Source organism: Ensifer sp. ENS10, assembly GCF_014852025.1.
Taxonomy (GTDB): Bacteria; Pseudomonadota; Alphaproteobacteria; order Rhizobiales; family Rhizobiaceae; genus Ensifer.
On the sequence record NZ_JACVAS010000005.1, the window covers coordinates 259,906 to 285,063 of the forward strand.

Annotated in this window: 23 protein-coding genes and 2 pseudogenes; 11 read left to right on the top strand and 14 right to left on the bottom strand. The window is 61.3% G+C overall.

The window, feature by feature from the left end:
* Positions 1–2 precede the first annotated feature (2 nt).
* Together IB265_RS19630 and IB265_RS19635 are read right to left on the bottom strand one after the other, a co-directional pair.
* Positions 3–887, bottom strand: coding sequence for a carbohydrate ABC transporter permease (locus tag IB265_RS19630; protein WP_192495058.1), 885 nt, complete (start codon positions 885–887; stop codon positions 3–5).
* 3 nt (positions 888–890) lie between these two features.
* Entirely contained in the window at positions 891–1,772 is an 882-nt protein-coding gene (locus IB265_RS19635; RefSeq protein WP_192495059.1) for a carbohydrate ABC transporter permease, read from the bottom strand.
* A gap of 212 nt (positions 1,773–1,984) precedes the next feature.
* On the opposite strand from IB265_RS19635, the gene IB265_RS19640 reads away from it, so the two are divergent.
* Positions 1,985–2,908 carry an AraC family transcriptional regulator gene (locus tag IB265_RS19640; protein WP_192495060.1) on the top strand — a complete coding sequence of 308 codons (924 nt, stop codon included), beginning with the start codon at positions 1,985–1,987 and terminating at the stop codon, positions 2,906–2,908.
* An 86-nt stretch (positions 2,909–2,994) separates the two neighbouring features.
* On the opposite strand, the gene IB265_RS19645 is transcribed toward IB265_RS19640, so the two are convergent.
* The 4 genes from IB265_RS19645 to kduI form a co-directional block, all read right to left on the bottom strand.
* The gene (locus tag IB265_RS19645; protein WP_192495061.1) at positions 2,995–4,131 is read right to left on the bottom strand and encodes a mandelate racemase/muconate lactonizing enzyme family protein; all 1,137 of its coding nucleotides are present in this window, start codon (positions 4,129–4,131) and stop codon (positions 2,995–2,997) included.
* Positions 4,132–4,149: 18 nt separating this feature from the next.
* The gene (gene kdgD, locus IB265_RS19650; protein WP_192495062.1) at positions 4,150–5,061 is read right to left on the bottom strand and encodes a 5-dehydro-4-deoxyglucarate dehydratase; all 912 of its coding nucleotides are present in this window, start codon (positions 5,059–5,061) and stop codon (positions 4,150–4,152) included.
* A 110-nt stretch (positions 5,062–5,171) separates the two neighbouring features.
* On the bottom strand, positions 5,172–5,915 hold the full coding sequence (kduD, locus tag IB265_RS19655; RefSeq protein ID WP_058329609.1) for a 2-dehydro-3-deoxy-D-gluconate 5-dehydrogenase KduD: 744 nt from the start codon (positions 5,913–5,915) through the stop codon (positions 5,172–5,174).
* The gene (gene kduI, locus IB265_RS19660; RefSeq protein ID WP_192495063.1) at positions 5,912–6,736 is read right to left on the bottom strand and encodes a 5-dehydro-4-deoxy-D-glucuronate isomerase; all 825 of its coding nucleotides are present in this window, start codon (positions 6,734–6,736) and stop codon (positions 5,912–5,914) included. The genes kduD and kduI overlap by 4 nt, the downstream gene beginning before the upstream one ends.
* A 133-nt stretch (positions 6,737–6,869) precedes the next feature.
* On the opposite strand from kduI, the gene IB265_RS19665 reads away from it, so the two are divergent.
* The 9 genes from IB265_RS19665 (at position 6,870) to IB265_RS19705 (ending at position 14,837) form a co-directional block, all read left to right on the top strand.
* Complete coding sequence (locus IB265_RS19665; RefSeq protein ID WP_192495064.1) at positions 6,870–7,664, top strand: NAD(P)-dependent oxidoreductase; 795 nt, start codon at positions 6,870–6,872, stop codon at positions 7,662–7,664.
* A 3-nt stretch (positions 7,665–7,667) separates the two neighbouring features.
* Positions 7,668–9,185: an aldehyde dehydrogenase (NADP(+)) gene (locus IB265_RS19670; protein ID WP_192495065.1), complete on the top strand. Its 1,518-nt coding sequence runs from the start codon at positions 7,668–7,670 to the stop codon at positions 9,183–9,185.
* A 75-nt stretch (positions 9,186–9,260) separates the two neighbouring features.
* Positions 9,261–9,998 (top strand): FadR/GntR family transcriptional regulator, encoded by a 738-nt coding sequence (locus tag IB265_RS19675; RefSeq protein WP_192495066.1) that lies wholly within the window; start codon positions 9,261–9,263, stop codon positions 9,996–9,998.
* Positions 9,999–10,079: 81 nt separating this feature from the next.
* Positions 10,080–10,820 (top strand): FadR/GntR family transcriptional regulator, encoded by a 741-nt coding sequence (locus IB265_RS19680; RefSeq protein ID WP_057251602.1) that lies wholly within the window; start codon positions 10,080–10,082, stop codon positions 10,818–10,820.
* A 45-nt stretch (positions 10,821–10,865) separates the two neighbouring features.
* Entirely contained in the window at positions 10,866–11,216 is a 351-nt protein-coding gene (locus IB265_RS19685; protein ID WP_375293076.1) for a cupin domain-containing protein, read from the top strand.
* Positions 11,217–11,325: 109 nt separating this feature from the next.
* The gene (locus IB265_RS19690; protein WP_057251601.1) at positions 11,326–12,348 is read left to right on the top strand and encodes an ABC transporter permease; all 1,023 of its coding nucleotides are present in this window, start codon (positions 11,326–11,328) and stop codon (positions 12,346–12,348) included.
* Positions 12,348–13,235, top strand: coding sequence for an ABC transporter permease (locus IB265_RS19695; protein ID WP_192495067.1), 888 nt, complete (start codon positions 12,348–12,350; stop codon positions 13,233–13,235). Before IB265_RS19690 ends, IB265_RS19695 begins: the two co-directional genes overlap by 1 nt.
* A gap of 4 nt (positions 13,236–13,239) precedes the next feature.
* The gene (locus IB265_RS19700; protein ID WP_057251599.1) at positions 13,240–14,076 is read left to right on the top strand and encodes an ABC transporter ATP-binding protein; all 837 of its coding nucleotides are present in this window, start codon (positions 13,240–13,242) and stop codon (positions 14,074–14,076) included.
* Complete coding sequence (locus IB265_RS19705; RefSeq protein ID WP_057251598.1) at positions 14,076–14,837, top strand: ABC transporter ATP-binding protein; 762 nt, start codon at positions 14,076–14,078, stop codon at positions 14,835–14,837. Before IB265_RS19700 ends, IB265_RS19705 begins: the two co-directional genes overlap by 1 nt.
* Before the next feature lie 554 nt (positions 14,838–15,391).
* Here the strand turns inward: IB265_RS19705 and IB265_RS19710 are convergent.
* The 3 genes from IB265_RS19710 to IB265_RS19720 all read right to left on the bottom strand — a co-directional run bounded on the left by IB265_RS19710 (position 15,392) and on the right by IB265_RS19720 (position 18,873).
* Positions 15,392–16,990, bottom strand: coding sequence for an ABC transporter substrate-binding protein (locus tag IB265_RS19710; RefSeq protein ID WP_058329605.1), 1,599 nt, complete (start codon positions 16,988–16,990; stop codon positions 15,392–15,394).
* Positions 16,991–17,076: 86 nt separating this feature from the next.
* Positions 17,077–17,706, bottom strand: a complete 630-nt coding sequence (locus IB265_RS19715) for an SGNH/GDSL hydrolase family protein (RefSeq protein WP_057251596.1) — start codon at positions 17,704–17,706, stop codon at positions 17,077–17,079.
* A gap of 18 nt (positions 17,707–17,724) precedes the next feature.
* Positions 17,725–18,873, bottom strand: a complete 1,149-nt coding sequence (locus IB265_RS19720; protein WP_192495068.1) for a mandelate racemase family protein — start codon at positions 18,871–18,873, stop codon at positions 17,725–17,727.
* Between the two features lie 450 nt (positions 18,874–19,323).
* Here IB265_RS19720 and IB265_RS19725 point away from each other — a divergent pair.
* Positions 19,324–19,935 (top strand): annotated as a pseudogene (locus tag IB265_RS19725) (TIM barrel protein); the annotation flags it as partial.
* A 324-nt stretch (positions 19,936–20,259) separates the two neighbouring features.
* On the opposite strand, the gene IB265_RS19730 reads toward IB265_RS19725, so the two are convergent.
* The 5 genes and pseudogenes from IB265_RS19730 to IB265_RS37600 all read right to left on the bottom strand — a co-directional run.
* Entirely contained in the window at positions 20,260–21,057 is a 798-nt protein-coding gene (locus IB265_RS19730; RefSeq protein WP_057251594.1) for an inositol monophosphatase family protein, read from the bottom strand.
* 336 nt (positions 21,058–21,393) lie between these two features.
* Positions 21,394–22,911 (bottom strand): sulfatase-like hydrolase/transferase, encoded by a 1,518-nt coding sequence (locus tag IB265_RS19735; protein WP_112997348.1) that lies wholly within the window; start codon positions 22,909–22,911, stop codon positions 21,394–21,396.
* A gap of 253 nt (positions 22,912–23,164) precedes the next feature.
* Positions 23,165–23,989, bottom strand: a complete 825-nt coding sequence (locus tag IB265_RS19740; RefSeq protein ID WP_057251592.1) for a glycerophosphodiester phosphodiesterase family protein — start codon at positions 23,987–23,989, stop codon at positions 23,165–23,167.
* A gap of 35 nt (positions 23,990–24,024) precedes the next feature.
* Complete coding sequence (locus tag IB265_RS19745) at positions 24,025–24,822, bottom strand: substrate-binding domain-containing protein (protein WP_309140408.1); 798 nt, start codon at positions 24,820–24,822, stop codon at positions 24,025–24,027.
* A 108-nt stretch (positions 24,823–24,930) separates the two neighbouring features.
* Positions 24,931–25,083: pseudogene (locus IB265_RS37600) on the bottom strand (hypothetical protein); the annotation flags it as partial.
* Positions 25,084–25,158 lie beyond the last annotated feature (75 nt).

The following is a 25,158-nucleotide window of genomic DNA, read 5'->3' on the forward strand; positions in this document are numbered from 1 at the left end:
GGTCAGCCTTTGACTCCCCCGGAGGAGATCCCTTCAATGAAATACCGTTGCGCAGCGAAGAACACGACCAAAGCGGGCGTGATCGTCAGCACCGACATTGCGAGAATGCGGTTCCATTCGAAGGCTTCTGTCGTGTCGATGGAGAGTTTGAGCGCGAGGCTCACGGGATATTTGTCGACCGATGACAGGTAGATCAGCGGGCCGAGGAAATCGTTCATCGTCCACATGAACTGGAACAGGCAGACGGAGATCAGCGCCGGGGCCAGCATGGGAACGACGATGTAGACGAGCGTCTGGAGAGTGTTTGCACCGTCGACGCGCGCCGCCTCTTCCATGTCTGCCGGCAGCGAGCGCAAGAACTGCACCAGCATGAAGACGAAGAAGGCATCGCCCGCGAAGGCAGAGGGCACCCAGAGCGGCAGGAAACTGTCCAGCCAGCCGAGATCGCGGAACAGGATATATTGCGGGATACGCGTTACCACGTTCGGCAAGAGCAGGATCGCAATCACCGATGCGAAGAGCACCTTCTTGAGCGGGAACTCAAAGCGCGCGAAGGCATAGGCCGCCATGGTGCAGGAGATAGCCGTCCCAATCACTTTCGGCAGGATGATCAGGAGCGAATTCCAGAAGAACCGGCCGAATGTATAGGGTGTCGATGTCTGCCAGCCCTTGATGTAGCCGTCGGCGGTTGGATTGTCGGGCAGGAAGCCCGCGCCGGCAAAGATTTCCGAGTTGGTCTTGAAACTCGCGCCGACCAGCCAGATCAGCGGATAAAGCATGACGAAACCGACCGAAAAGAGCAGCACGTAGCGAACCGTCGTCGACAGCAGGCGAAGCCTTGCCCTACGTGCAGCCTGCTGGCCGTTGAGCTTTTGAAGATCGACCATGGCTCAGCTCCTCTTGTCGCCGGCGTAGTAGACCCACTTCTTCGAAGACCAGAAGGCGACGAGGGTCAGCGCGGTGATGATGGCAAAGAGCACCCAGGCAATGGACGAGGCATAACCCATGTTGAACTTCTTGAACGCCTCGTCATAGATGTAGAGCGGCAGCAGGTATGTGGCCTTCAGAGGACCGCCCTGAGTGATGATGTAGGGGCCGTTGAACTCCTGGAACGCCTGCACCATCTGCATGATGAGGTTGAAGAAAATCACGGGAGTCAGCAGCGGCAGGGTGATCCAGAAAAAGGTCCGCACCTTGCCCGCGCCATCGATCGCCGCTGCCTCGTAGAGCGACTTGTCGATCGATTGCAGTGCTGCCAGGAAGATCACCATGGCCGAGCCGAACTGCCAGCAGCGCAGAAGCGTGATGGTGAAGAGCGCGTTCGTGGGGTCGCCGAACCAGTCGACCGGCGCAAGCCCCACCGTGGTGAGCGCCATGTTCGCGAGCCCCTCCGAGGCAAAGACATAGCGCCACAGCACGGCAATCGCGATCGAACCTCCAAGGATCGACGGCACATAAAAGGCCGTGCGGAAGAGGCCGATGAATTTCAACCGGTGATTCAGGATCGCTGCGATGAAGAGTGCAAAGGCGAGCTTCAACGGCACGGTCAGGAACACGTAGAGCAGCGTGACGTTCAACGACTTAAGGAACGTGCGGTCACGGGTGAACAGCCGCTCGTAGTTGGCGAGCCCCGTCCAGCGTGGCTCGCTCATCAGGTCGTAGCTGGTGAAGCTCAGGTAGAACGAGCCGATGAACGGAATGGCCGTGAAAATCAGAAGGCCGATGACGTAGGGCGCCAGATAGCCGAGCCCGAGAAGCCGGTGTCCTTTCATGCCGCTCCTCCCGGAGGGCACCGAAATGCTGCCTTTATAGATACAGTTTCGTACAAATTACGCTCCCGGATCGGCACGGACGAAAGCAGGACTCTCCCTTTTTCGCCACGAACCGATCCCTCCTCCCAGACGATACGGTGCGCACAAGCGGCTTATGCGGTGACAATCACCCATCTCTCCTGCAGAATGAATTCACAAAGGCGAGGAAAAAGATGGACGAAATTGAAGGTGGCATTCTCTCTGCGATTCCACCGACGGCGCTGAGCCTCAATCTGACGCGAGCCGCTATCCGCATGGAGCACTCGCACACCTGGCGGATCGACAAGTCCAATGAGGTCGATGACCTTGTGATCTGCCTCGAAGGGCGCGGGCATTACCTGATAGACGGCGAACCTCGGATCATGGAGCCGGGTGACGCGATGCTGATTTTGCGTGGCCAGCGTTTCGTCGGATGGAATGAGGGGCGGGAGACCTACCTCGGCGTTGCGCAGCACTTTACGCTCGATATCTACGGGCGCCATAACCTTATCGCGCAGATGGTCCTACAACCGAAATTGCGCCTCACGCGCTGGGCGCTTCTCGAACCGCTGGTCCGGCACTATCGCCAGAGTGTGCCTCCCTCCTCCGTCACGCTCGGTCAGCATCATCTCTTCATGGTGCTGCTCATTGCCTTTATCGAGGACGCATTCATCGGATGGCGGGACCACGCCACTTATCAGCCCGAGGGCGCCGATGCGATCGACCTTGCTGTCATGAAAGCTGCCACGATGATCTCCGCCAACCCGCTCGATCCGGAGATTGCGACACGAGCGGTCGATGCATCCCCCTATAATCGCGACTACTTCTTGCGCGAATTCCAGAAGCGAGTGACCCGCACGCCGCGAAAGTACCAGGAACTGAAACGCATGGAGCGCGCCATGCATTTCCTTGAGGCTGGTCTTTCCGTGGCGGCTGCCGCAACCGAAGTCGGCTATTCCGATCCCTATTACTTCTCCCGCATGTTCAAGCGGACCTTGGGCCTCAGTCCGCGCGATCACCTGAACAAGGTGCGCCAGAGTCGAGATGGTGGCTTGATGCAGCTTGACGAACCCGAGCAAGCACTTGCGCTCGCGGACGGACTTGCGGCCAACCAGTAGGAGACGCGGTCGGCACCGTTGAGATCAACGCACGTCCCGCCTGCTGGGGGAGCGCGTGGTTGGCGCGTTGGCCTCCCGCGCTGTTCTCACCCTTGAGATACTTTGAATTCCGAGAGCGCATCGCGATCGATCTCGATGCCGAGACCGGGCGCGTCCGGGATGGCAACGACACCATTCACGGTTTCGATCGGCGTCTTCAGCACCGCCTGGCGGAAGGGATTCTCCGTCCGGTCGAACTCCATGATCGGCTCTATCGGGTTTACCCGCACCGGATCTGGCGTCATCGCCGCCATGAACTGTAGCGCAGCGGCAAGATGCACGCCGGTACCCCAGACATGCGGCACGATGCGCACGCCGTGCAACGTCGCAAGACTTGCGATCTTCGCCATCTCGGAGAACCCGCCGCAGCCGCAGAGATCCGGTTGCAGGATATCGACGGCACGGCTCTCGATCGCCGCCCAAATGCCATAGCGGGTGTGCCAGGTCTCGCCGCCGGCAACCGGGATGGGCTGCCCGGCTCTCACCTCGCGATAGGCCGAAAGCTGTTCCGGCACCACTGGCTCCTCGAACCAGTCGATATCGTAGTCCGCCGCCGCCTTGCCGAGGCGGATCGCCTCGGTGACGGTGTAGCCGTGATTGGCATCGATCATCAGCCGCATTTCATCGCCGATCGCTTCGCGCACGGCACGGATGACGCGCAGGTCTTCGTCGATGCTAAAGCCGATCTTGATCTTGCAGGCGTGAAACCCCTGCGCCCGGCGTTCCGCCATCTCCATGGCATTGTCGGAGACGCGATCGACGCCGTCGCGCTTGAAGCTGCCGGTCGCATAGGCGCGCACGCTCTCGCGCCAGCGGCCACCAAGCAGCATCGAGACGGATGCGCCGTAATGCTTGCCCTTGATATCCCAGAGCGCGATGTCGATGCCGGACAGCGCCGTGATCGCCAGACCGCGCTGCCCCTGATCACGCAGCGCATTGTAGAGAATCGCCCAGAGTTTTTCGGTCTGGCGCGGGTCCTGGCCGATCAGCCAGGGGGAATAGGCCGCGACCACGGCCGCATTGGGTCTCGCCGGCCCAAGGCATTCGCCCCAGCCGACGGTCCCGTCATCGCATTCGATCTCGACTAGCACATGCGCGCGCCGATCAAAGCGCATCGACGCGCTTTCGAAGGGCACCGCCAGCCGATGCTCGAGGAGATGCGTGCGGACGGCGGTGATCTTCATGCCACTCCTCCCTGCCCGTCACGCTTTGCGCTTGTGACTGCCGATGAGGGCGTCGAGCATCTCGACTTCGGCCCCCGTCAGGTCCTTGAGCGGGCTGCGCACCGGACCCGCATTGAACCCCTGCAGGCGCACGCCCGCCTTGACCGCCGAAACGGCATAGCCCTTGGCGCGGTTGCGGATGGCCATGAACGGATAGAAGAAATCGTTGAGGATGCGCTCGCAGGTGGCGCGGTCGCCGCTGCGCAGCGCCGCATAGAACTCGTTGGCAAGACCCGGAACGAAGTTGAAGACGGCGGACGAATAGGTGGTGAAGCCAGCACCGAGATAGGCTTCGGCGAACAGTTCCGCCGTCGGCATGCCGCCGAGATACATCAGCCGGTCGCCCATCTTGGCGGTGACCTGGCGCACGAGGCCGATATCACCGGTGCCATCCTTGAAGCCGATCAGGTTCGGGCATTCGTCACAGAGCCGCGCCAGCGTGTCGGGCTGCAGCACGGAGTTGTCACGGTTATAGACCATGACACCGATGCCGACCGACTGGCAGATCTTCTTCACATGGGCGTAAAGCCCTTCCTGCGGCGCATCGATCAGGTAGTGCGGCAGGAGCAGGATGCCATCGGCACCGACACGCTCGACCGAGCGGGCGATATCGACCGCCATCTCCGTGCCATAGCCGCAGCCGGAAACGATCGCCGTTTCGCCAGCAACCTCCTTGGCGGCGGCAACGATGCCGGGGATTTCATCGGGTTTCAGCGAGAAGAACTCGCCGGTTCCGCCGGCAGCAAACAGCACCGGCGCCTTGTAGCCGGCCAGCCACTCGACATGTGCCTTGTAGCCTTCCGGCGCAAAGCGACCGTCCTTGTCGAAGTGCGTGACCGGGAAGGAAAGGAGGCCCGATCCAAGCGCGGCCTTGATCTGTTCTGGGGTCATTTCTTTTAGTCCTCTACGTGTTTTCAGAATGGAAATTTCGAATGAGATGAGCCGGTTTGGCACGAACTCATCATATAACATGTATGATGAGTTTGTGGTCGGCATCACCATCAGCGGGCCAGCCAACCACCGTCCACATTGAGAATGGCGCCGTGAATGTAATCGGCCGCAGCCGACGACAGGAAGACGGCAGCGCCGGCGATGTCTTTGGGCCTGCCCCAGCGATTGGCTGGGATGCGATCAAGGATCGCTTTGTTGCGATCCGGGTCGTCGCGCAGCGCTTCGGTGTTGTTGGTTTCGATGTAGCCGGGCGCGATCGCGTTCACATTGATGCTCTTCGCGCCCCACTCGTTGGCAAGCAGCTTGGTGAGCCCCGAGACGCCGTGCTTGGACGCCGTATAGGAGGGCACGCGGATGCCGCCCTGGAAGGAAAGCAGCGATGCGATGTTGACGATCTTTCCGGGCCGGCCCTTTGCCAGCAGTTCCTTGGCGAATGCCTGGCAGGTGAAGAACAGCGCTTTGACGTTGACGTCCATGACGTCGTCCCAGTCGGCCTCGCTGAATTCCACCGCATCGGCGCGGCGAATGATGCCGGCATTGTTGACGAGGATATCGTAGCCCTTTCCGGCAAAAACGTCGCGTGCGGCCATGGGATCGGCGAAATCCAGAGCAAGCGAAGCGGCTTCCCCGCCGGCTCTTGCGATGATTTCAAGCGTTTCCTCAGGCGCGCGCCGCGCCGCGCAAGTCACCTCGGCGCCAGCCGCAGCAAGGCCTACGGCGATGGCCTGTCCAAGCCCGGTGTTCGCGCCGGTGACAAGGGCCTTATGACCTTGAAGGGAAAAGGGATTTGTCACTTCAGTTCCCCCGGCTGGATGAACTCCATGTCGGTATAGTCGACATTGTCGCCAGCCATGGCCCAGATGAACGTGTAGGAGCCGATGCCAGCGCCCGAATGAATGGACCAGGGGGGAGAAATCGCGCCTTCCTCGTTGGAAATGAAGAGATGGCGGGTTTCCTGCGGCTCGCCCATCAGGTGCAGCACTCGCGATTTTTCGTCCATGCCGAAGTAGAGATAGGCCTCCATGCGGCGATCATGGACATGCGCCGGCATCGTGTTCCAGACAGAGCCATCTTCAAGCGTCGTGTAGCCGAGGACAAGCTGGCAGCTCTCCATGACCAGCGGGTGGATGAACTGGTTGATCGTGCGCTTGTTGGAGGTTTCGGTCGTGCCGAGTTTAACCTCCTTGCTGCCCGCAATGGTCACGAGCTGCGCAGGCAGGCTGCGATGGGCAGGGCAGGAGGTGATGTAAAAGCGCCCTTCCCCGGAGAACGTTACAGGCCCCGTACCCATTCCAAGATACAGAACGTCGCCGCGGTTGAGGCTGTAGGTCCCCTGTTCGGTCGTGACCGTGCCGGTTTTGCCCACATTGACGATGCCCATCTCGCGCCGGTCGAGAAACGACGGCGTCTTGGTTTCCTCCACTTTGTCGAGCGTCAGCGGCTTGCCTGCAGGCACGGCCCCGCCCATCACGAAGCGATCGTAGTGGGTGTAGATCAACCGGATCTCGCCCGATCGAAACATGTCCTCAGCGAGAAAATGCCTGCGGAGGCCCTCGGTGTCGAGTGTCCTTGCGTAGTCCGGATTGACGGCCTGCCGCGTTTCGACGGTCAGCATGAATGTCCTCCTTCAGTGATTGCGACCAACATGTAATATGTGTTAGGCATAGTTGTATGATATGTCTGACAACGTCAAGAGGCAAATGCCAACCTCGATTTTCGATTGCAACTCCTCAAGGGGAAGACCTGGATTGAAACGCCTTCTCATCACTGGCGCGGCGGGTCAGCTTGGCCGCGTGATGCGCACACGGCTCTCTGGCCTGGCCGACACGATCCGCCTTGCTGATCGCACAGGTCTTGGAGCGCCAGCTGACCGCGAGGAGCTCATTCAATGCGATCTGGCCGACGCTCAAGCCGTGAACAACATAGTCGCCGGCTGCGACGGTATCGTCCATCTTGGCGGAGCTTCGGTCGAAGGCCCGTTTGAGGGGATCCTGCGCGGAAACATCGCCGGTCTCTACAATCTCTTTGAGGCTGCCCGCGCAAATGGCCGGCCGCGCATCGTCTTTGCGAGCTCCAATCATACGATCGGCTACTATCCGCAAGCCGAACGGCTCGATCCCCTTGCCCCATTTCGCCCGGATGGACTCTACGGGGTCTCCAAATGCTTCGGCGAGGTGCTTGCGCGCCTGTATTTCGAGAAGTTCGGGCAGGAGACGGCGCTGGTGCGGATCGGCTCCTCTACGCCAGAGCCAACGAATTACCGGACGTTGTCGACCTGGCTTTCTCATGGAGACTTCGCGTCGCTGATCGAGGCGATCTTCCGCGTCCCGGTTTTGGGCTGTCCCGTGATCTGGGGTGCATCGGCAAACGACGCCGGTTGGTGGGACAACGCACACCTCGGCTGGCTGGGCTGGAAACCCAGGGACAATGCCGAATCCTTCCGGACGCGCCTCGCGGAGGCCGCGCCGCAGCCCGGCCCCGACGAATCCACGGCTCGCTTTCAGGGCGGTGCCTATGTCGACAATCCGATCTTTAGGGAGTGATGAATGATCTTCAAGCCGCATGGAAAACATCTGGTCGCAGGCGAATGGATCGCAACCGGGCAGACATTCAAGAGCGAGCCGGCGTCTGGCCCGGCCTTTGATTTCTCCGTCGGAACGACCGAACTGGTGAACAAAGCGGCCGAGGCCGCGGAGGAAGCCTTCTGGTCCTTCGGCTACTCGACCCGCGACGAGCGCGCAGCATTCCTCGACGCCATCGCCGACGAGATAGAGGCGCGCGGGGCGGCGATCACCGAGATCGGAAGCGCGGAAACCGGATTGCCGGGCGCCCGCCTTGAAGGCGAGCGCGCACGCACGACCGGCCAGCTTCGGCTGTTTGCCTCCCATATTCGCAAGGGCGAGTACCTCGACAGGCGACATGATGAGGCCCTACCGGACCGCAAGCCCCTGCCCCGTCCCGACATCCGTCTGATCCAACGACCGATCGGTCCTGTTGCCGTCTTCGGCGCTTCCAATTTTCCGCTGGCCTTCTCGACCATGGGCGGCGATACGGCCTCGGCGCTCGCGGCAGGCTGCCCTGTTGTCGTCAAGGGTCATTCGGCCCACCCGGGGACCGGCGAGATCGTCGCCGAGGCTGCCCTGGCTGCCATCAGGGCGCACGGATTGCATCCAGGTGTGTTTTCACTGATCCAGGGTGGCCGCCGCGACGTCGGTACGGGCCTCGTGACGCACCCGCTGATCAAGGCGGTCGGCTTCACCGGTTCACTTGCCGGCGGGCGGGCGCTCTTCGATCTTTGCGCAGGGCGGCCGGAGCCCATCCCCTTCTTCGGCGAACTCGGCTCGGTGAACCCCATGTTTCTCCTGCCGGAGGCGATCAAGGCGCGCGGCGCGGAGATCGCCAAGGGATGGGCAGGTTCACTCACCATGGGGGCCGGGCAATTCTGCACCAATCCGGGCATCGCGGTGATCCTTGCCGAGCAGGCGCCCGCCTTCGCGGAAGCTGCCCGCGCAGCACTTTCAGGCGTCGAGCCGCAGGTCATGCTCACCGAAGGCATCGCCAGGGCCTATCGCGAAGGACGCGACCGCGTATCGAAGGGGGGCGGCGTTCGCGAGATTCTCAGCACAAGCTGTGGTCAGCGGGATGTCACGCCCAATCTCTTTCTCGTCCCGGCGCGTGAATGGCTCGGCAATCATGTCCTTGCAGAGGAAGTCTTCGGTCCACTTGGACTGATCGTCACGGTCGAGAGCTTCGAGGAGATGATCGTGGTGGCAAAGCGTTTCAAGGGACAGTTGACGGCAACCCTGCATCTCGACGACGACGATGTCGATTTCGCGCGCAAGCTCATGGTGATCCTTGAGCGCAAGGCGGGCCGTATCCTGACCAACGGTTATCCGACCGGAGTCGAGGTCTGCGATGCGATGGTTCACGGCGGTCCCTATCCCGCGTCCACCAATTTCGGCGCAAGCTCGGTCGGTACCATGGCCATCCGCCGGTTCCTAAGGCCCATCTCCTATCAGAACATTCCTGAGCGCCTGATGCCTCAGGATCTGAAGTCGGTGTAGCGACGGATTGCGCCATCACCCATCGATGGCGTATCCACAAACGGACCGACGAAGATCTTGGAAGCGGCCCCTTACATGATGACAGCGACGACATCCGATCCCTCCGCCTTCCAGGGCAAGACGCTTGTGGCGCAGGTTACGGATGCTCTTCGTTCCCAGATAGCCAAGGGGCGCTACCATCCCGGCGACCGCCTGCCGTCCGAAGCGCGGCTCACCCAGGAATTCGGCGTTAGCCGCACCGTCGTGCGCGAGGCGATTGCGGCCTTGCGCTCCGATGGCCTGGTCGAACCTCGGCAGGGAGCGGGCGTGTTCCTGCTGGAGCAGGCCGCGTCCGCGCGGCGGCCGTTTCAACAAGTCGACCTCACGCGGGTGTCGTCGCTGATCGAGATGCTGGAGCTTCGAACCGCAGTCGAGGGCGACGCATCCGCACTTGCAGCCCTTCGCCGCTCGCCCGGTCAGGAAGGCAAGCTCATCGAAGCCTTTGATGCCTTCAGGGCCTGTGCGGCTGCGGGCAAACCGACCGCCGAGGCTGATTTCGCCTTTCACGTCGCGATCGCCGAGGCAACCAACAATCCGCGCTTTAGCGAGTTTCTTAAGGCGCTCGGACCGGCCCTCATCCCCCGCCGCGCCATCGTGGACAGCGGCGAGGAGGCTGTTCTTCCCGCTGACGAGCTCAGCCGCCTTGTGGACGAACACGAAGCAATTCTCTTAGCGATACAGAACGGCGACGAGGATGCAGCACGCGCGGCGATGCGCAACCACCTCAAGAACAGCCAGATCCGCTACCGCTCCATGTTGCGCGCCGCACGCTGAGTATGCGCGTCTGCGGCCGCCCTTGCATTCGAACAGATAACGGCTAACATGCCAGACAGGTTCGACACAGGCGGAGTGAAAATGGAAGCCGAAAACAATCACGTTCGCGGCACCTCGCTGGCGGCGAAGATCAGCGCTGCACTGCGCCGCGAACTGACGGAGGGTGTATTTCGCCCCGGCGACAGGCTTCCGAGCGAAAGCGCCCTCACAAAGGAATATTCCGTCAGCCGGACTGTCGTTCGGGAGGCGATCGCGATCCTGCGCGCAGACGGTCTTGTCGAGGCACGCAAGGGCGCCGGCATCTTTGCCCTTGAAACCCAGCAGGACAAGAACCAGCCCTTCAAGGACCTTGCAACGCAACGGATTTCCTCGGTGATCGAACTCCTTGAATTGAGGACGGTTTTCGAGGTGGAATCAGCAGGGCTTGCTGCATCTCGTCGCTCGGCGGCACAGATAGAGGCAATCCTCGAGGCCCATCACCGTGTCGGCGAATGCCTGCAATCGGGCGCGCCCACGCGTGACGCTGATTTCGAGCTTCACCTGGCGATTGCGGAGGCCACTCAGAACCGACGCTTCCCGGAGTTTCTTCAGCTGATCCGCTCCGGCATCATCCCGCGCGGCGAATTGCAGGGGTCGGCGCCCGGATCGCGCCCGAAGGACTATAACCTCCACCTGCAGGAGGAGCACGGCCAGATCGTCGATGCCATCATCGAGGGAAATGCGGAAGCCGCGCGTGAACGGATGCGCGCCCACCTTCGTGGAAGCCTGGAGCGCTACAAGGTGCTTCTGCGTTCGCGCACCATGGCAATCGAAGAAAATTGATCGGGAAGCCGACAACATAGTTGTCATACAAGTACGAGAACATGTATGGTGATGATGTTATACAACATCACCGAGGTTCACATGACTCTTCCCACTTTCCCCGCAGTGTCGCCGGACGCTGGCGTCACCCGTCAGGTTCTTTCCGATTCCCCCGAACTCATGGTCGTGTCGTTTCGCTTCGAATCCGGCGCCAAAGGCAAGTTGCACAGACATTCGCACGTGCAATCCACCTATGTGGCGCGCGGCCGTTTCCGGTTCTTCCGCAACGGCGAGGCCTATGAATTGCAGGCAGGCGATAGTCTCGTTATCCCCGGAGACACCGAGCACGGGTGCCAATGCCTTGAGGCGGGCGAGCTTATCGACTGCTTCACGCCCCGGCGCGACGATTTCCTGTGACCGGTTTGGCTTGACAGCATGACAAACCTGTGACAGGTTTGCCAAAGTTGTCATACAGGATAGGAGCCTGTACCGCCTTACCTTCAGGCGACTGACACACGGAGGAACCATGTCACTACGCCGCATCCGCTTCTATGGCGCGGCCGGACAGATCGGGACCATCGCGGTCACGCTGCTCGGCCTGCTTCTCCTGACCTTTTTCATCGGCCGGCTGATGCCCGCCGACCCCGTTCGCGCCATCGTCGGAGAAGATGCGACCCGGGAGACGTACGAGCAGGTCTACCGTTCGCTGGGTCTCGACCGACCGCTCTGGGAACAGTTCTTCTATTACCTGGGAGACGTCTTCACCGGCAATTTCGGTACCTCCATTCGCACCGGCCAGCCTGTCATCCAGGATATCCTGCATGTGATGCCGGCGACGATCGAGCTTGCCACCTTCGCGATCCTCATCGGCGCGGGGCTTGGCGTTCCGCTCGGCGTCCTAGCCGCCGTCAACAAGGATCGCTGGCCGGATCATGTCGTGCGCGTCTTCAGCCTCTTCGGTCATTCTATGCCGATCTTCTGGACTGGCATGATCGCGCTGATCGTTTTCTACGCCCATCTCGGCCTCGTTGGTGGCAGCGGGCGGATGGACCAGTTCTATATCGGCCTTGTCGAGGAACGAACCGGCTTCCTCTTGATCGACAGCCTGGTGGCTGGCGAGATGGATGTCTTCTGGTCCGCCGTCAACCACATCATCCTGCCGGCTGCTCTCCTTGGCTATTCCTCATCCGCCTATATCACGCGCATGACGCGCAGCTTCATGCTCGACCAGCTCGGCCAGGAATATGTGACGACAGCGCGGGTGAAGGGTCTTTCGCGCAGCCAGACGATCTGGCAACACGCCTTTATCAACATCCGCGTCCAGCTGGTCACCATCATTGCGCTTGCCTACGGCTCGCTGCTCGAAGGGGCCGTGCTGATCGAGACGGTTTTTGCCTGGCCGGGCTTTGGCCAATATCTCACCAGCAATCTCATTACCGGCGACATGAATGCTGTCATGACCTGCGTGCTGATCGTCGGCATCATCTTCATCGGGCTCAACCTCCTGTCCGATGTTCTCTACCGCATCTTCGACCCGAGGACACGCTGATGGACGCACGCGTTCAACCCACCTTCCGTCTGCCGGCACCCGTTCAAGCGCTGAAGAACATCGTTCTTTTCCTGCTGAAGAGCCCGACTTCGACCTTCGGTCTTTTCGTGCTGGCGTTGCTTGTCCTTGTCGCCGCCTTCGCGCCGCTGATCGCCACCCATGACCCCTATGCGCAGGATCTCGCCAACACCTTGCAGGCGCCCGGCAACGGTCACCTGTTCGGCACCGACGAGCTTGGCCGAGACATCTTCAGCCGGCTGGTCTTTGGCGCGCGCATCACGCTCACGATCATCTTCCTCGTCTCGATCGTCGTCGGTCCGATCGGTCTCATCATCGGCACGACGGCCGGTTATCTCGGTGGCAAGGTCGATACGGTGATGATGCGGATCACCGACATTTTCCTGTCCTTCCCGAGCCTCATTCTCTCGCTCGCCTTCGTCGCAGCGCTCGGTCCAAGCCTGAACAACGCCATCATCGCGATCGCGCTCACCTCCTGGCCGCCCATCGCACGGCTGGCGCGCGCCGAGGCGATGACCTTCCGCAAGGCGGATTACATTTCGGCTGCGCGACTGCAAGGGGCCTCCTCGAGGCGCATCATCTTCAAGTCGATCATGCCGATGTGCCTGCCTTCGGTCCTCATCCGACTGACGTTGAACATGGCGACAGTCATCCTGACCGCCGCCGGCCTCGGCTTCCTCGGGCTCGGTGCGCAACCTCCGCTTCCGGAATGGGGCGCGATGATCGCGACCGGCCGCAAGTACATGCTGGACAGCTGGTGGCTCGTCACCTTCCCGGGCGTCTCCATCCTTTCCGTCAGTCTCGCATTCAACCTGCTTGGCGACGGCTTGCGTGACGCGCTCGATCCGAAGCAGATGAACCGGAGATAGCCCCATGGAAAAGACCATTCTCGAAGTCGAGAACCTGCGCATCCGCTATGGCGGCGCTCCGACGGACGCAGTGCGCGGCGTCTCCTTCACTCTGGGACGCGAGCGTCTCGGTATCGTCGGTGAAAGCGGCTCCGGCAAATCGACGGTCGGACGCGCGCTTTTGCGCCTTCTGCCCGGCGCAACCATCACCGCCGACCGGCTTCGCTTTGCCGAGCTCGATCTGCCGTCGCTCTCCGAAAAGGAAATGCTCAAGGTCCGCGGCCGGCGCATGTCGATGATCCTGCAGGATCCGAAGTTTTCGCTGAACCCCATTCGCCGCGTCGGCGACCAGGTGGCGGAAACCTATCTGCGGCACTTCAGGTGCTCGAAGGCCGAAGCGCGCGACAAGGCCCTTGCCATGCTTGAAGCGGTGAAGATCCGCGACTCGAAGCGCGTCTACGACCAATATCCGCACGAGATATCCGGTGGCATGGGCCAGCGTGTCATGATCGCCATGATGCTGCTTGCCGACCCGGACCTCGTCATCGCTGACGAGCCGACTTCGGCGCTCGATGTGACGGTGCGGCTGCAGGTGCTGAACATCCTTGATGGTCTTGTCCGGGATCGCGGCATCGGCCTCATCATGATCAGCCATGACTTGAACCTGGTGCGTAACTTCTGCGACCGCGTCCTGATCATGTATGCCGGTCGAATCGTTGAAACCTTGGCGGCTGCGGACCTCGACAAGGCCAAGCATCCCTATACGCGCGGCTTGCTCGCGGCGCAGCCGCGGATCGGCGGCGGGCGCGCACCGCTTGCCGTGCTTGATCGCCGTCCTGAATGGCTGGAGGAAATTGCCTGATGTCCGTTTCAGTCGAATGCCGCGATCTCGCTATCACCTTCGGCACGGGTCCAACGGCCGCCAAGGTTCTTCCAGGCGTCACCTTCTCGGTGCAACCCGGCGAGTGCTTCGGGCTCGTTGGCGAAAGCGGCTCGGGCAAATCCACAGTCCTGCGCTGCGTTTCGATGCTGACAGACATTTGGACCGGTGACATTCTCATCGGCGGAAAGCCGGTGCGCGACATGCCGCTCATCAAGCGTTGCCGCATGCTGCAGATGGTGTTCCAGGACCCTTACGGCTCGCTGCATCCGCGCCAGTCGGTGCGCACCGTCCTCAACGAGCCGCTCGTCATCCACAAACTTGGTGACCGCGAAGAGCGCATGCGCAAGGCCATCACCGATGTCGGCCTCCCGATCTCGTTCCTCGACCGGTTCCCTCACCAACTCTCCGGCGGCCAAAGGCAGCGGGTGGCGATCGCTCGCGCGTTGATCCTCGAGCCATCGCTGTTGCTGCTCGACGAGCCGACGTCGGCGCTCGATGTTTCGGTGCAGGCGGAGATCCTCAACCTGCTTCAGCGCCTGCGCGAAGAACGTGGCTTCACCTACATCATGGTGACGCACGATCTCGCCGTGGTCGACCATATGTGCGACCGCTTTGCCGTCATGCTCCATGGCGAAATCACCGAAGTTCTGCCGCGCGAGGCGATCCCCGGAAATCGCGCGACCCATCCCTATGCCCGCGAACTGATCGGCGCCTCGCTGGAATATGAGGGCGCGCACTGAAGCTCCCGCAAGCCAACTCCATTGCAAGGCTACCCTCCTCGGCCTGCGATGCGTGAACAAAATTCTCCCCCGACTTGCCCGGCCCAGTGCCGGGCTTTTTCTTTGCCGGGCCTTTCTTGCTGCGGGGGACGAGCACTGGAGTTTATCGGCAATTCACCGTGCCCGACGTCGGCAATGTCGGCCCAAACGCGGTTGCGGCCTGCAGCTGCCCCAAGAACCGCCGCGCGCCCTCGAGCATTTTCGTGCTCCCGCGCACGGCGCTCGTTCACCGACATGAGGCGCAGCGGGATTCACTGCGGACAACACCGCATCGATCGAGATGGGGGTCAGGTGAAGCACATGTCCGACCTCGCGCCGGTCGCCGCGTCAAGCCGTGGCCGGACTTACGGCGGTCGATCCTGACGTTGCCGCCGGCGCCGTTCCCGATCATTTCAAGAGAGTAAGGGGCGGCGTTCCTTAAAGCGACAGGCGGTTTCATTTGCGCTCGCAAAAAACGGAAAAAGGCGCGTCTCGCGACGCGCCTTTTTAGATTCGATACAGGCCAAGGGCCGGGATTACCGTTCCTTCTTCACCCCTTCGAAACGCGAAAGCCAGGGGCTGACGATCATGCCCTTCACGTCGCTTCGGAAGGCTGCTGTGTCGACGACTTCCGAGAACGGCTGGATCGACATGACGATCTCGTCCATGTAGGTCTGTACGCCTTCATAAAGTTTGATCTGCTTGGCGGTGTCGCGCTCGACCAGCGCCTCCTCGATCATCTTGTTCAGCTTTTCGTCAAAGAAGCTGGTACGCCAGCTCTGGTAGTTGGTGAGCTTCGCGTCATCAGAATTGTTCGGGTTATAGGCAACGGACCTGAGGTTGTTGTCCGGGTGCGGCTGCTGGCCGCCGCCACCACGGCCAAGCAGCAGTTCGAAATTGCGCTCACGCATCGCGCCGTAGATCTGGTCTCCCGAGCCGCTAATGAGTTCGGCCTGAATACCCGCCTGGCCAAGGGTGTTCTGGATGGCGGTCGCCGCCTTCATGAAGGGGTCTTCGGAAAGGACGCGCAAGGTGGTCTTGAAGCCGTCCGGATAGCCCGCCTCGGCAAGCAGGGCCTTGGCCTTCGCGACATCCAGCTTGTAGCCTTCATCCGGCAAAGCGCCGAGGACCCCCGTCGACAGCGGCCGCTGGTGCAGCTTGCCGTAGTAGGGCATCACCGCTTTGTCGAGACCTTCGTAGTCGATGAGATAACGAAGCGCCTCACGGACCTTCCTGTTGGCGAACCGTTCGTCCTTCATCGAAACGCTGAGGTAGTAAAAGCCCGAGCCCGGGGTCGATTCGATCGTGATCGCCTCGTCCGCTTCCAGCGACTTCAGATCCGGCGCCTGAAGCGAATAGGCAACGTCAATATCACCCTTTTCCAGTAGCAGGCGTTGCGACTGCGATTCCGGCAGGTGGCGCAGCAATACACGCTTCATTCCCGGCGCCTCGCCCCAGTACTCGCCATTGCGGGTGAGAATGATGAATTCGTTCGACTTCCACTGCGTCAGCGTGAACGGACCGGAGCCGGCCGAATTCAAGGTCAGCCATGCGGCCCCAAGATCGCCGTCCTTCTCGTTTTCGAGCGCCGCCTTGCTGTCGATGATCGAGCCGGGTCCGTTTTGCGCGAGGATCATCAGGATCAGGTTCGGGTCGTCAGCCTTCGCCAGATGCAAGACGAAGGTGCGATCGTCTTCGACGACGAACAGCTTGTCGGCCGCTTCCAGCGTAAAGCCGCGGGTCTTGAGGAAGGACGATTGCGCCAGATTGCGCGCAAGCAGACGCTTCAGGCTCCAGGCGACGTCCTCGGCGGTGACGGGATTGCCGGAAGCAAACTTGGCGTCGCTGCGCAGGTGGAACCGGATCGACATGCGGTCGTCGGCCACTTCCCAGCGTTCTGCCAGCCGCGGCTGAACGCTGCGGTCCTGCGGCGAGAGCACGACCAGCGTGTCATAGATGTTGTTCAGCACCTGGACCGTCTCGCGACCGGTGATGGCGGCCGGGTCGAGGGTCAAAATATTGCTCATGGTCGTGGCGACGACGAGTTGATCTTCCGGTGTTTCGGCCAGGACGACATGGGGCATCGTCGTGACGAGAAGCGCACTGAATGCGACCGTTGCTAGAAAGTGTTTCATGCTTCCTCCTTTGCGGCCGTCCACTCGGGAAGCGGCCTTCCGATTACAAGATCCGCCGGCCTGTTCCTCCACAGGCAAAGACCGGATCAGCCAAGAATTTCGCCGACAGGCACGGCGAGCGCCCGTCCGATTGCTGCCGTGTTCGCGGCCTCGAGATGCACCCCATCGATCTCCGACGCCCGCGTGACCGAGCCAGCATCAAAGAACGGGTGGCCGAGCTCTTCTGCGAGCTTGCGGTAGAGCGGAGACAGCCGCTCGGATTCGGCCACGCTGCGGCCCGCCGCCGGATGTCCGCCAGGCCCGGGTGAGCAGGGAGGCGGCGCAACGATCAAAAGCTTCGGTTTCGCCCCCTTCGGTTTGTAGGGAAAGGTTTCGACGATCTGCGCGAGCCGGCGCATGCCGGAAACGGCCCCCTCTGCCCGCCCCCCATGGACAGGCTTGATGTCATTGGTCCCGAGCATGACAATGACGAGGTCGAGCGGCATGTGGCTGGCGAGCGTCACTTCCAGCGCCTTGGCGCCGTTGCGGCATGCGGGGCCCGCATGGTCGTCGTAGCAGGTGGTGCGGCCGCCGAGGCCTTCAGGGATGATCCTTGCCAGGCCACCGAGTGTTTCGCCCAGAACCTCAGGCCATCGCCCTTCCGGCGGATGTCGCAGGCCCGTTGCCGGGTCGGCGCCCCAGGTCAGGCTGTCTCCGAAAGCGAGAACGGTTTTCATCGCAAGATCCCCCGCTCGTCACCGCACGCGGTTGTTTTCAATGAAGCTGAAGTCGATTTCCTCGCCGAGCCCCGGACGATCCGGCACGTGCACATAGCCATCGCGATCCATTGGATCGGACAGCGACTTCAGGTAGTCATGCCCGTCGTCATATTCGAGGAACGGATGCAGCAGGCCGCGCTCGTACCAGCGGCAGTTCTTGGTGGCGGCCACGACATGCAGGTTCATCGCGGTGTTGCCGTGCACCTCGCACTCCATGCCGAATGCTTCGGCAAGGTGCATCGTCTTCAGCGCCGGCGTAATGCCGCCGACGTCGTTGACGCCTGTGCGAAGGATGTCGCACGCACCCGCCTTGATCCACTCCGCACGGTGCCAATGCTTGCCGGCAGCACTTTCCGGGCCAACGACGGGAATGTCGAGATTGTCGGCGAGCCACTTGTAGGAAGAAAGCGACTGCTCATCCATTGGCTCCTCGATCCAGTCGAAGTCCAGCTTTTCGAGCCCCCGCCCGAGTTCAAGCGCATCGGTGCGGGAATACCAGTGGAAGGCATCGATCATCAGGCGAATATCCGGCCCCACGGCTTCGCGCACAGCGGCGCAGGCCTTGATGTCCATCTTCACGTCCGGAGCCCAGCTGACCGGCGGCATCCAGGTGTGCAGCTTGATGCCTTTGTAGCCGCGCTTGACGAGGGTCTCGGCGAAGCGCCCATAGTCCTCGGGGGTTGAAAGGCCGCCCTCAAGCTCATCACCACACATGATCGAACCATAGGCGAGCACCTTGTCGCGATAACCCCCGATCAACTTGTATACAGGTTGCTTCAAGGTACGCCCTGCCAGATCCCACAGCGCGCAATCCACTACCGCCAGGGTGCGGTCCGTGAGCTGTGCTGCAGAACCGCGTTGCCAATGGGCGAGATCCTGCCACAGCCGTTCGCGGTCGCGATGATCTTCCCCGATCAACACCTTCTTGACGAACTTGTCGATGACATGCGGCCGGACGATCTCCGGCGCCGTAAAGGAATGCCCCTCGTAACCGTCTTCCGTGCGAATTGTCAGCATTGCCTGCTCGACCTGATGCGGCGGGCCGGGATGCGCGTGACCAGCACTGTCCGAGTGGCGGCGTGTGGTCGTGCGGAAAACCCGCACCTCGACGTCGGTGATGATCATTGTTCCTCCGGTATGCGAATTGGGCCGGCTTACTGAGCCATCCTGTATAACACATACTTAGACAGATTATCGAACATATGTCAAACTTGTATTACAGGTTTGTTTATATGACTGACAAACACTCGCATTGCCGGGATGCCCGAGGCAGTTTGATGTCGGCATGTCCCGTTCGTCGCTCGATCGAAGCGCCACGATTGCCAGCACCTACGGCATGGTGGAATGCCGGCCACGGATATCCCGCCCACAGCATTCGGCGCGGAGCCGCCCGCTGAATAATTGGAAAGACGGAGGTTGGGTGGCCGTCGGGATCGCAGCCAGAGCACCTTTCAGCGGCCCGACAGGCGGTGGCTCATCAGGCAGGCTGACGCGGCGGCAGCATAATTTTGATAGATTTTGATTGTCATCTATCTTGCTTTTAGATGTCACTCATAATATGCCGATCATGCTGAACTCCTGCGGGCGGTGGGCTGCAAAGTCATGGTCTATGGCGAGGTTGCAATGATGACGCCAGGATCCCCACTGGACGCACCGATGTCGCAGAGGTTGATCATGCCTACGGCGGACGTGGCAGCTTATGCAGCGCGATTGACGGAGTTCTCCAGCCGTCTTGCGGGCGAGTACGGGCTTGCGCTTGCCTATCACCACCACCTGATGATGGTCGCAGAGACTTTCGATGAAATTTCCAACATCTTCGACAAGACCGGCACGGAAGTTGGCTTGCTGCTCGACACGGGCCACGCGGTCGCAGCTGGTTTCGACTATACGCAGCTCATCGAGCGTTTCTCCGATCGCATCGTGCACGTCCACCTAAAGGACGTCCGCAAATCGGTGATGCGGGAGGTTCGGACCGGCGACCTGAGCTTCAATGCCGGCGTGCGCAGCGGAATGTTCACGGTGCCAGGCGACGGTATCGTCGACTTCACTCCGATCGCTCGCTTCGTTCGGAACAGTGTCTATCGAGGATGGCTGGTCGTCGAAGCCGAACAGGATCCTGCACACGCACCACCACGTGCAACCGTCGCCCGCGCGTTCGATCACATCGGCAAAGTATTTGCCGACTAACCCATGAGGCTGATTTCAGCCAAGACAGCGCCATAAATTCTGTCGCCTTGAAGGGGTTCGAACCGCAGACCAGGAATATCAATAGGGCCAGTGTTGAGCCCCAGGGAACTTCGGTCTCTTTCGTTTATTTCGTTTATTGCGGCTGCTGCGAATAGCCTAAATTTAGACGACGCGGTCGTGTAATGGCGAGCGCTTGCCCCTTCGCGGCACGCTCCTTTTGAGCGCAAAGCGAACTGAAAAGACTTTACGGGCTAATGCTCCTCAAACTGACCGAAGCCCCTCTTCACCAACAACTTGAGTGTCAGGCAAATAATTGCGACAGGCTCAACGGCCATGGATTGCCAACAGATCGGCATAGGCCGTCGGATTGCTGGCCAGTACTGGGTGGCCCTTCAACAAGGCTTCGCCCTCGCCCGGGAAGGACAGGTAGTCGCCGCCGGCTTCCTTCACCAGGCAGTAACCTGCCATGCAGTCCCAGGCGTGCATATGTGGCTCGTAATAACCGACCAGACGACCCGCCGCGACATAGGCGAGCATCAGCGCGCCGGAGCCGTTGCGGATGAAGTTGCCGCCCATGCGGAGCAGCGCGGCGATGATCTGGCCAACCCGCTCCGGTTCTACATAGGTATTGCAGCCAATCCCGGTGATGGCGTTCTGGATGGTACGAGACGGATCGAGGTTCAATTTCTTTCCGTTGAGACTCGCGCCTTTGCCAGCGGCCGAAGCATAGAGTTCGCCGTCGCACGGCGCATGGATCATGCCGATCACCGGCACGCCGCCATGCAGAACCGCGATCGAGACACACCACGTCGACATACCGTTGACGAATGGCGCGGTACCGTCAATCGGGTCCACGACCCAGATATAGCCTGAAGCACCCTCCATGTGGCCGAATTCCTCGCCGAGGAACCCATCCTCCGGAAGCTCCGCGGCGACGCGCGCTCGGATCAGCATCTCGACGTTTCGGTCGGCAATCGAGACGACATCCTGCGGGTCGCGCTTGGTCTCGATCACCAGGGTATCGCGCTTGTTAAAGTAGTCGAGCGCGAGCGCCCCCGCCTCCTCGGCAATCGATTTCGCTAGTGCAAATCGCCGGTCGAGACCTGCTTCATGCATGCTCATAGTTCTTTCCTTTTCGTAATGAGAGAAGTGTACTTCGTGATCAATGCACTGCCCACGATTCTTCAAGCCCGGTATGACATCAGCGTTGGCCAAAAAACGTCGGTCGATAATGAAAGCGTACCGACTTCGGTCTCCACCCCATATTCGACATGGTCGCCGAGATCGGCCCTTCCGACGAGGCGACCTCCGCGCTCGACCTGCTTTATGGGCGGGGTGCTGGCCCTGATCCGGGCAGTTGGCCGAAACAGACCGTGACCATGAGTAGCAAAACGCGTTCCAAGTTGAATCGGATGACCAAGTCGGTGGGCGAACGGCAGCTCTGACAAGCGTCTTACGTTACTGAGCTTCGATCCCAATACGTGCGAAAGCTTCGCGCGGAGCATCACTGGTGCGCATGAGATCCCGCATGAGACGCGTCATTGCTTCTTCGATCTCCGGGGAACAAAGAGGCGTATTCTGCCCTGGATCATCAGCGAGGTCGTAGAGTCGGGTTTCATTCTCAAGGAGCGCGCCGGGACCGTAGTTGTCGAACATGGGCGATCTCTCGATCACCGGGATCTTGAGGACCGGCGCTCCCTTCGTGAAGGACATCGGCCGTGCCAGCGAGGCTCCCGCGAGTTCCTCCGGCGTGAACGGCTCCCAGATGTGAGTCGGCATCAGCGTGTATTGATAAAGCTCCTGAGAGCGAGGATCGGGCGGGAAGCGATGATAGGTATAGCGTCCATCCGTCACGTTGATCGCACCGCCGAAATAGCCGAACAGTGCGCCGCGCCGCAGCGAACGATCGGCGCCGAGCAGCGGCAGGAGGGAGTGCCCCTGCATCTCGGCAACGGTCTCCACGCCGAACAGATCGAGGAATGTCGGAGCGAGATCGATGGTCTGAGTCAGAGCGGACCGGCGGGTGCCGGCTCTTCCCGGCCGGCGCGGATCGTGCAGGAAGAGCGGGATGTGCACGATCTCCTCATACATATTCATCCGGTTCTTCGCCCAGAAATCGTGCTCGCCTAGAAGAAAGCCGTGATCGGTGGTGACAACGAGCGCGGTTTCGCGCCAAAGATCGTGCGCATCGAAATAGTCGAGAAGCTGTCCGATGAGGAAATCGCAAAGCGCGATGACAGCGTAGTAGTTGGCGCGGAGTTCTTCGCATTCCTCCGGCAGCTCGTCGACCCGGCCGTAGCGCGGCCAGTCGCGAACCGGACCGTTCCAGCCCGTCCTGAATGCCTCGCGAAACCGCTCGGGCGCGGTAAAGGGTTCATGCGGGTCGAACGTCTCGATCTGCAGGAGCCAGTGGTCGGCGGTTCGGTTCTGCTCGAGGAACTCCAACCCGGCGGCGAAGCAGCGCACCGATGGGAACTCGTTCTCGTCCTTGATGAACTCGCGGTTCACGATGTTGCGCCGAAACTTGTCGCGGGCCGACGGGCTGAATTGGCGCTCATGATACATCTGGCGCAAGCGCTCCCATGGTGGCTGCACCATTGCCTTCCACGGGTCGCCCTCCTGACCGCGGATGAAGTCGTAGCTGTCATATCGGGTGTGATAGGTGGCACCGCCGTCCTCGAAATAATGGAAGTGGTCGGTGACGAGGTGGCTGTAGGAGCCGGCCCGGTGCAGCAGTTCGGGAAAGGAATTGTCGAACGGCTCGAGCGGCCCCCAACTCCTGTGGAGAAAGCCGAGCCGTCCGGTCTGCAGGTCGCGGCGCGCCGGCATGCAGGGCAGGCTGCCGACATAATGGCGGTCGAACATCGCGGTGCGCTCGGCCAAGCGGGTGAAATTGGGCGTCGGGACCCGCTTTCCGCCGTACGGGGCGAGCACGTGTCGGTTGAGCGAGTCAAACAGAACGAAGACGGCCTTCATCGACTCTCGGCCCTCATTCAGAGCTACCCACGCAGCTTCTTGTGTGCGTTTCGAATGGTCCCCGCATTCATCGGCTGGCCGTTCAGAAGGGCACCGGCGCCTATTTTCGCCGAAAAGAGCGCGGCCGCAACTGGATTGTACCCAGTTCCGAACACCAGCCTGCCCGCCCCCACGAGACTTCTAATCTGTGGTCTGCCTCGCTCACTATATCCCATGCACGCCTTCGACCATCGCCGAGAGCTGCTGTGTCGTCTCACCTCGGGGAGGCTGAGCCGGCGCGACCGGCGCGGCTGACGAGCATGGCGATGAAGGGCACGTCATCACCCGAGATCGTGTCTATGAGCCCGTCGGCGATCCATTGCACGAGCTCCGGCAACCGATCGCGTCCGCCGCGCCAATACTCGGCGAGAACATCTGGGCGAGGCACGTGTACGCGGTTGCTGAAGCCTTCTGCATGCAGCGCCTTCGCACCGTCGGGGCGGAACATGTCGAGCTCGATCGAGACCGAACTCGCGCTGCACGCCTTCAACACCCCGACTAGGTCGGCGTGGCGAGCATGCGTAATGGCTTCGGTCCGCAGGCCCGGATGGCGCTCGACCCCGCGCTTCAGCACCACATGGTCGAAGCTGATGACAATGACCCGGTCGACAGTTCCCGTCGATCTCAGCAAGGCTGCCACGCAATCAACAGCGATGTCCGGCCGCTCTGCCTCCTTGATCTCGAGCACAAGCCCCATGTCGTCCGCCTTCGCCCAATCGAGCGCCTCCGCCAAGGTCGGTATCTTCGTTCCGGCGAAAGCGGGATGAAACCGAACCCCCGCATCCAATTTGCGGATCTGCTCGAGGCGGAGGTCTGCCGCAAAGCCGTGTCCATCTGTCGTCCTGTCGACGGTCAGGTCGTGCAGAATGATCGGCTCACCGTCTGCGGTCAGCACGACGTCGATCTCGACCGTGGTCGCCCCTGCAGCCTTTGCTGCTTCGAATGCTGGCAGTGTGTTCTCCGGATAATGAAGGCTGTAGCCGCGGTGGCCGCAGACATGAGTACGTCCCGCGTCGCGGGCAAGGAAGCTGAAGGCCATTCGATATGCTCCTCCATCGTAAGAGCGCGACTTCTCTACAAGCGCGCTCTGACTGTTTCGCGAACGACGAGTTCGACCGGGAAGTAGACGGAAATCGGCGGCAAATCGGGATCGGCTCGGCGCCGGTCGAGAATTGATACGACCTCCCGGGCAATCCGCCGGGGATCTTGCCGCAGGGTGGTCAGACGGTAGGAGGACCACGCGGCGACCGGCACATCGTCGAAGCCGATAACGGAAACGTCGTCGGGTACACGCAGGCCCGCGCCGCGAATGTGATCGAGTGTTCCGAACGCCATGAGATCATTAACGCAGAAAATCGCGTCGGGCGCCGGTCCGCTCGCCAGCAGCTGTCGCGCCGCCTCTTTTCCGCCACCATAGTCGGCGCGGCCGACGCGAACGATCTTCGTCTCGAATCTGGAAGCGGCGGCAAATTCAACAAAGGCGTGCTCGCGGGCGGAGAGGCTCGGGCTCGGATTCGCCCTGTTGATCACGGCGAAACGGGAGGCTCCAGCCATGCGCAGGGCCTCAAAGGCCTGCTGCGCGCCGTCCCTGTCATCGCAATGGACGCTGTCGAGGCCAGTCTCGGCCCTGTTCACCAATATCAGCGGCTGTCCGTTTCGTCGCGTGAGCTCGACAAGGCTTGCCGGCGGCGAGCCAGAGAGGAAGATGGTCGCCTCCGCCCGATAGCGCAGCAACTGGCGGCTGGCATTCGCAACATCCTCCGCTGTTGGCCCGATGTTGATGATCGCCGGCACGTTGGAGCGCTCGATCAAGGCGTACGAGAGGGCCGAAATCATCTGGGCCCGGAACGGAGTATCGGCGTCGGAGGTCACGAGTCCCACCAGCCGGCTCCGATTGGCGAGAAGCCCGCGGGCGAGATCGTTGACCTGGTATCCGAGCGCCGCAGCTGCCTCTCGCACCCGCGCCCGCGTTGCAGGTGCGATGCTTGCGCCAGGGGTGAATGCCCGCGAGACCGCCGATCGGGACACACCCGCAAGCTCGGCGACTGCCTGGGCGCTCACGAAGCGGCCCTGGTTGCTGTCTCTGGTATCCGACACTTGCTTTGACCCCGCTGGACATTCTCCGAAGCGCATTCATAATCGTGTTGCACAGCATTGCAACAACAATGACGACACGATGAAAAGCGTGCCGCGGAACGGGAGGAAACC

Bases quoted from the DNA above. Each gene is read 5' to 3' on its own strand.
- IB265_RS19630 (WP_192495058.1), bottom strand. From the start codon at position 887: ATGGTCGATCTTCAAAAGCTCAACGGCCAGCAGGCTGCACGTAGGGCA.
- IB265_RS19635 (WP_192495059.1), bottom strand. From the start codon at position 1,772: ATGAAAGGACACCGGCTTCTCGGGCTCGGCTATCTGGCGCCCTACGTC.
- IB265_RS19640 (WP_192495060.1), top strand. From the start codon at position 1,985: ATGGACGAAATTGAAGGTGGCATTCTCTCTGCGATTCCACCGACGGCG.
- IB265_RS19645 (WP_192495061.1), bottom strand. From the start codon at position 4,131: ATGAAGATCACCGCCGTCCGCACGCATCTCCTCGAGCATCGGCTGGCG.
- kdgD (WP_192495062.1), bottom strand. From the start codon at position 5,061: ATGACCCCAGAACAGATCAAGGCCGCGCTTGGATCGGGCCTCCTTTCC.
- kduI (WP_192495063.1), bottom strand. From the start codon at position 6,736: ATGCTGACCGTCGAAACGCGGCAGGCCGTCAATCCGGACTACGCAAGG.
- IB265_RS19670 (WP_192495065.1), top strand. From the start codon at position 7,668: ATGATCTTCAAGCCGCATGGAAAACATCTGGTCGCAGGCGAATGGATC.
- IB265_RS19675 (WP_192495066.1), top strand. From the start codon at position 9,261: ATGATGACAGCGACGACATCCGATCCCTCCGCCTTCCAGGGCAAGACG.
- IB265_RS19680 (WP_057251602.1), top strand. From the start codon at position 10,080: ATGGAAGCCGAAAACAATCACGTTCGCGGCACCTCGCTGGCGGCGAAG.
- IB265_RS19685 (WP_375293076.1), top strand. From the start codon at position 10,866: ATGGTGATGATGTTATACAACATCACCGAGGTTCACATGACTCTTCCC.
- IB265_RS19690 (WP_057251601.1), top strand. From the start codon at position 11,326: ATGTCACTACGCCGCATCCGCTTCTATGGCGCGGCCGGACAGATCGGG.
- IB265_RS19695 (WP_192495067.1), top strand. From the start codon at position 12,348: ATGGACGCACGCGTTCAACCCACCTTCCGTCTGCCGGCACCCGTTCAA.
- IB265_RS19700 (WP_057251599.1), top strand. From the start codon at position 13,240: ATGGAAAAGACCATTCTCGAAGTCGAGAACCTGCGCATCCGCTATGGC.
- IB265_RS19705 (WP_057251598.1), top strand. From the start codon at position 14,076: ATGTCCGTTTCAGTCGAATGCCGCGATCTCGCTATCACCTTCGGCACG.
- IB265_RS19710 (WP_058329605.1), bottom strand. From the start codon at position 16,990: ATGAAACACTTTCTAGCAACGGTCGCATTCAGTGCGCTTCTCGTCACG.
- IB265_RS19715 (WP_057251596.1), bottom strand. From the start codon at position 17,706: ATGAAAACCGTTCTCGCTTTCGGAGACAGCCTGACCTGGGGCGCCGAC.
- IB265_RS19720 (WP_192495068.1), bottom strand. From the start codon at position 18,873: ATGATCATCACCGACGTCGAGGTGCGGGTTTTCCGCACGACCACACGC.
- IB265_RS19730 (WP_057251594.1), bottom strand. From the start codon at position 21,057: ATGAGCATGCATGAAGCAGGTCTCGACCGGCGATTTGCACTAGCGAAA.
- IB265_RS19735 (WP_112997348.1), bottom strand. From the start codon at position 22,911: ATGAAGGCCGTCTTCGTTCTGTTTGACTCGCTCAACCGACACGTGCTC.
- IB265_RS19740 (WP_057251592.1), bottom strand. From the start codon at position 23,989: ATGGCCTTCAGCTTCCTTGCCCGCGACGCGGGACGTACTCATGTCTGC.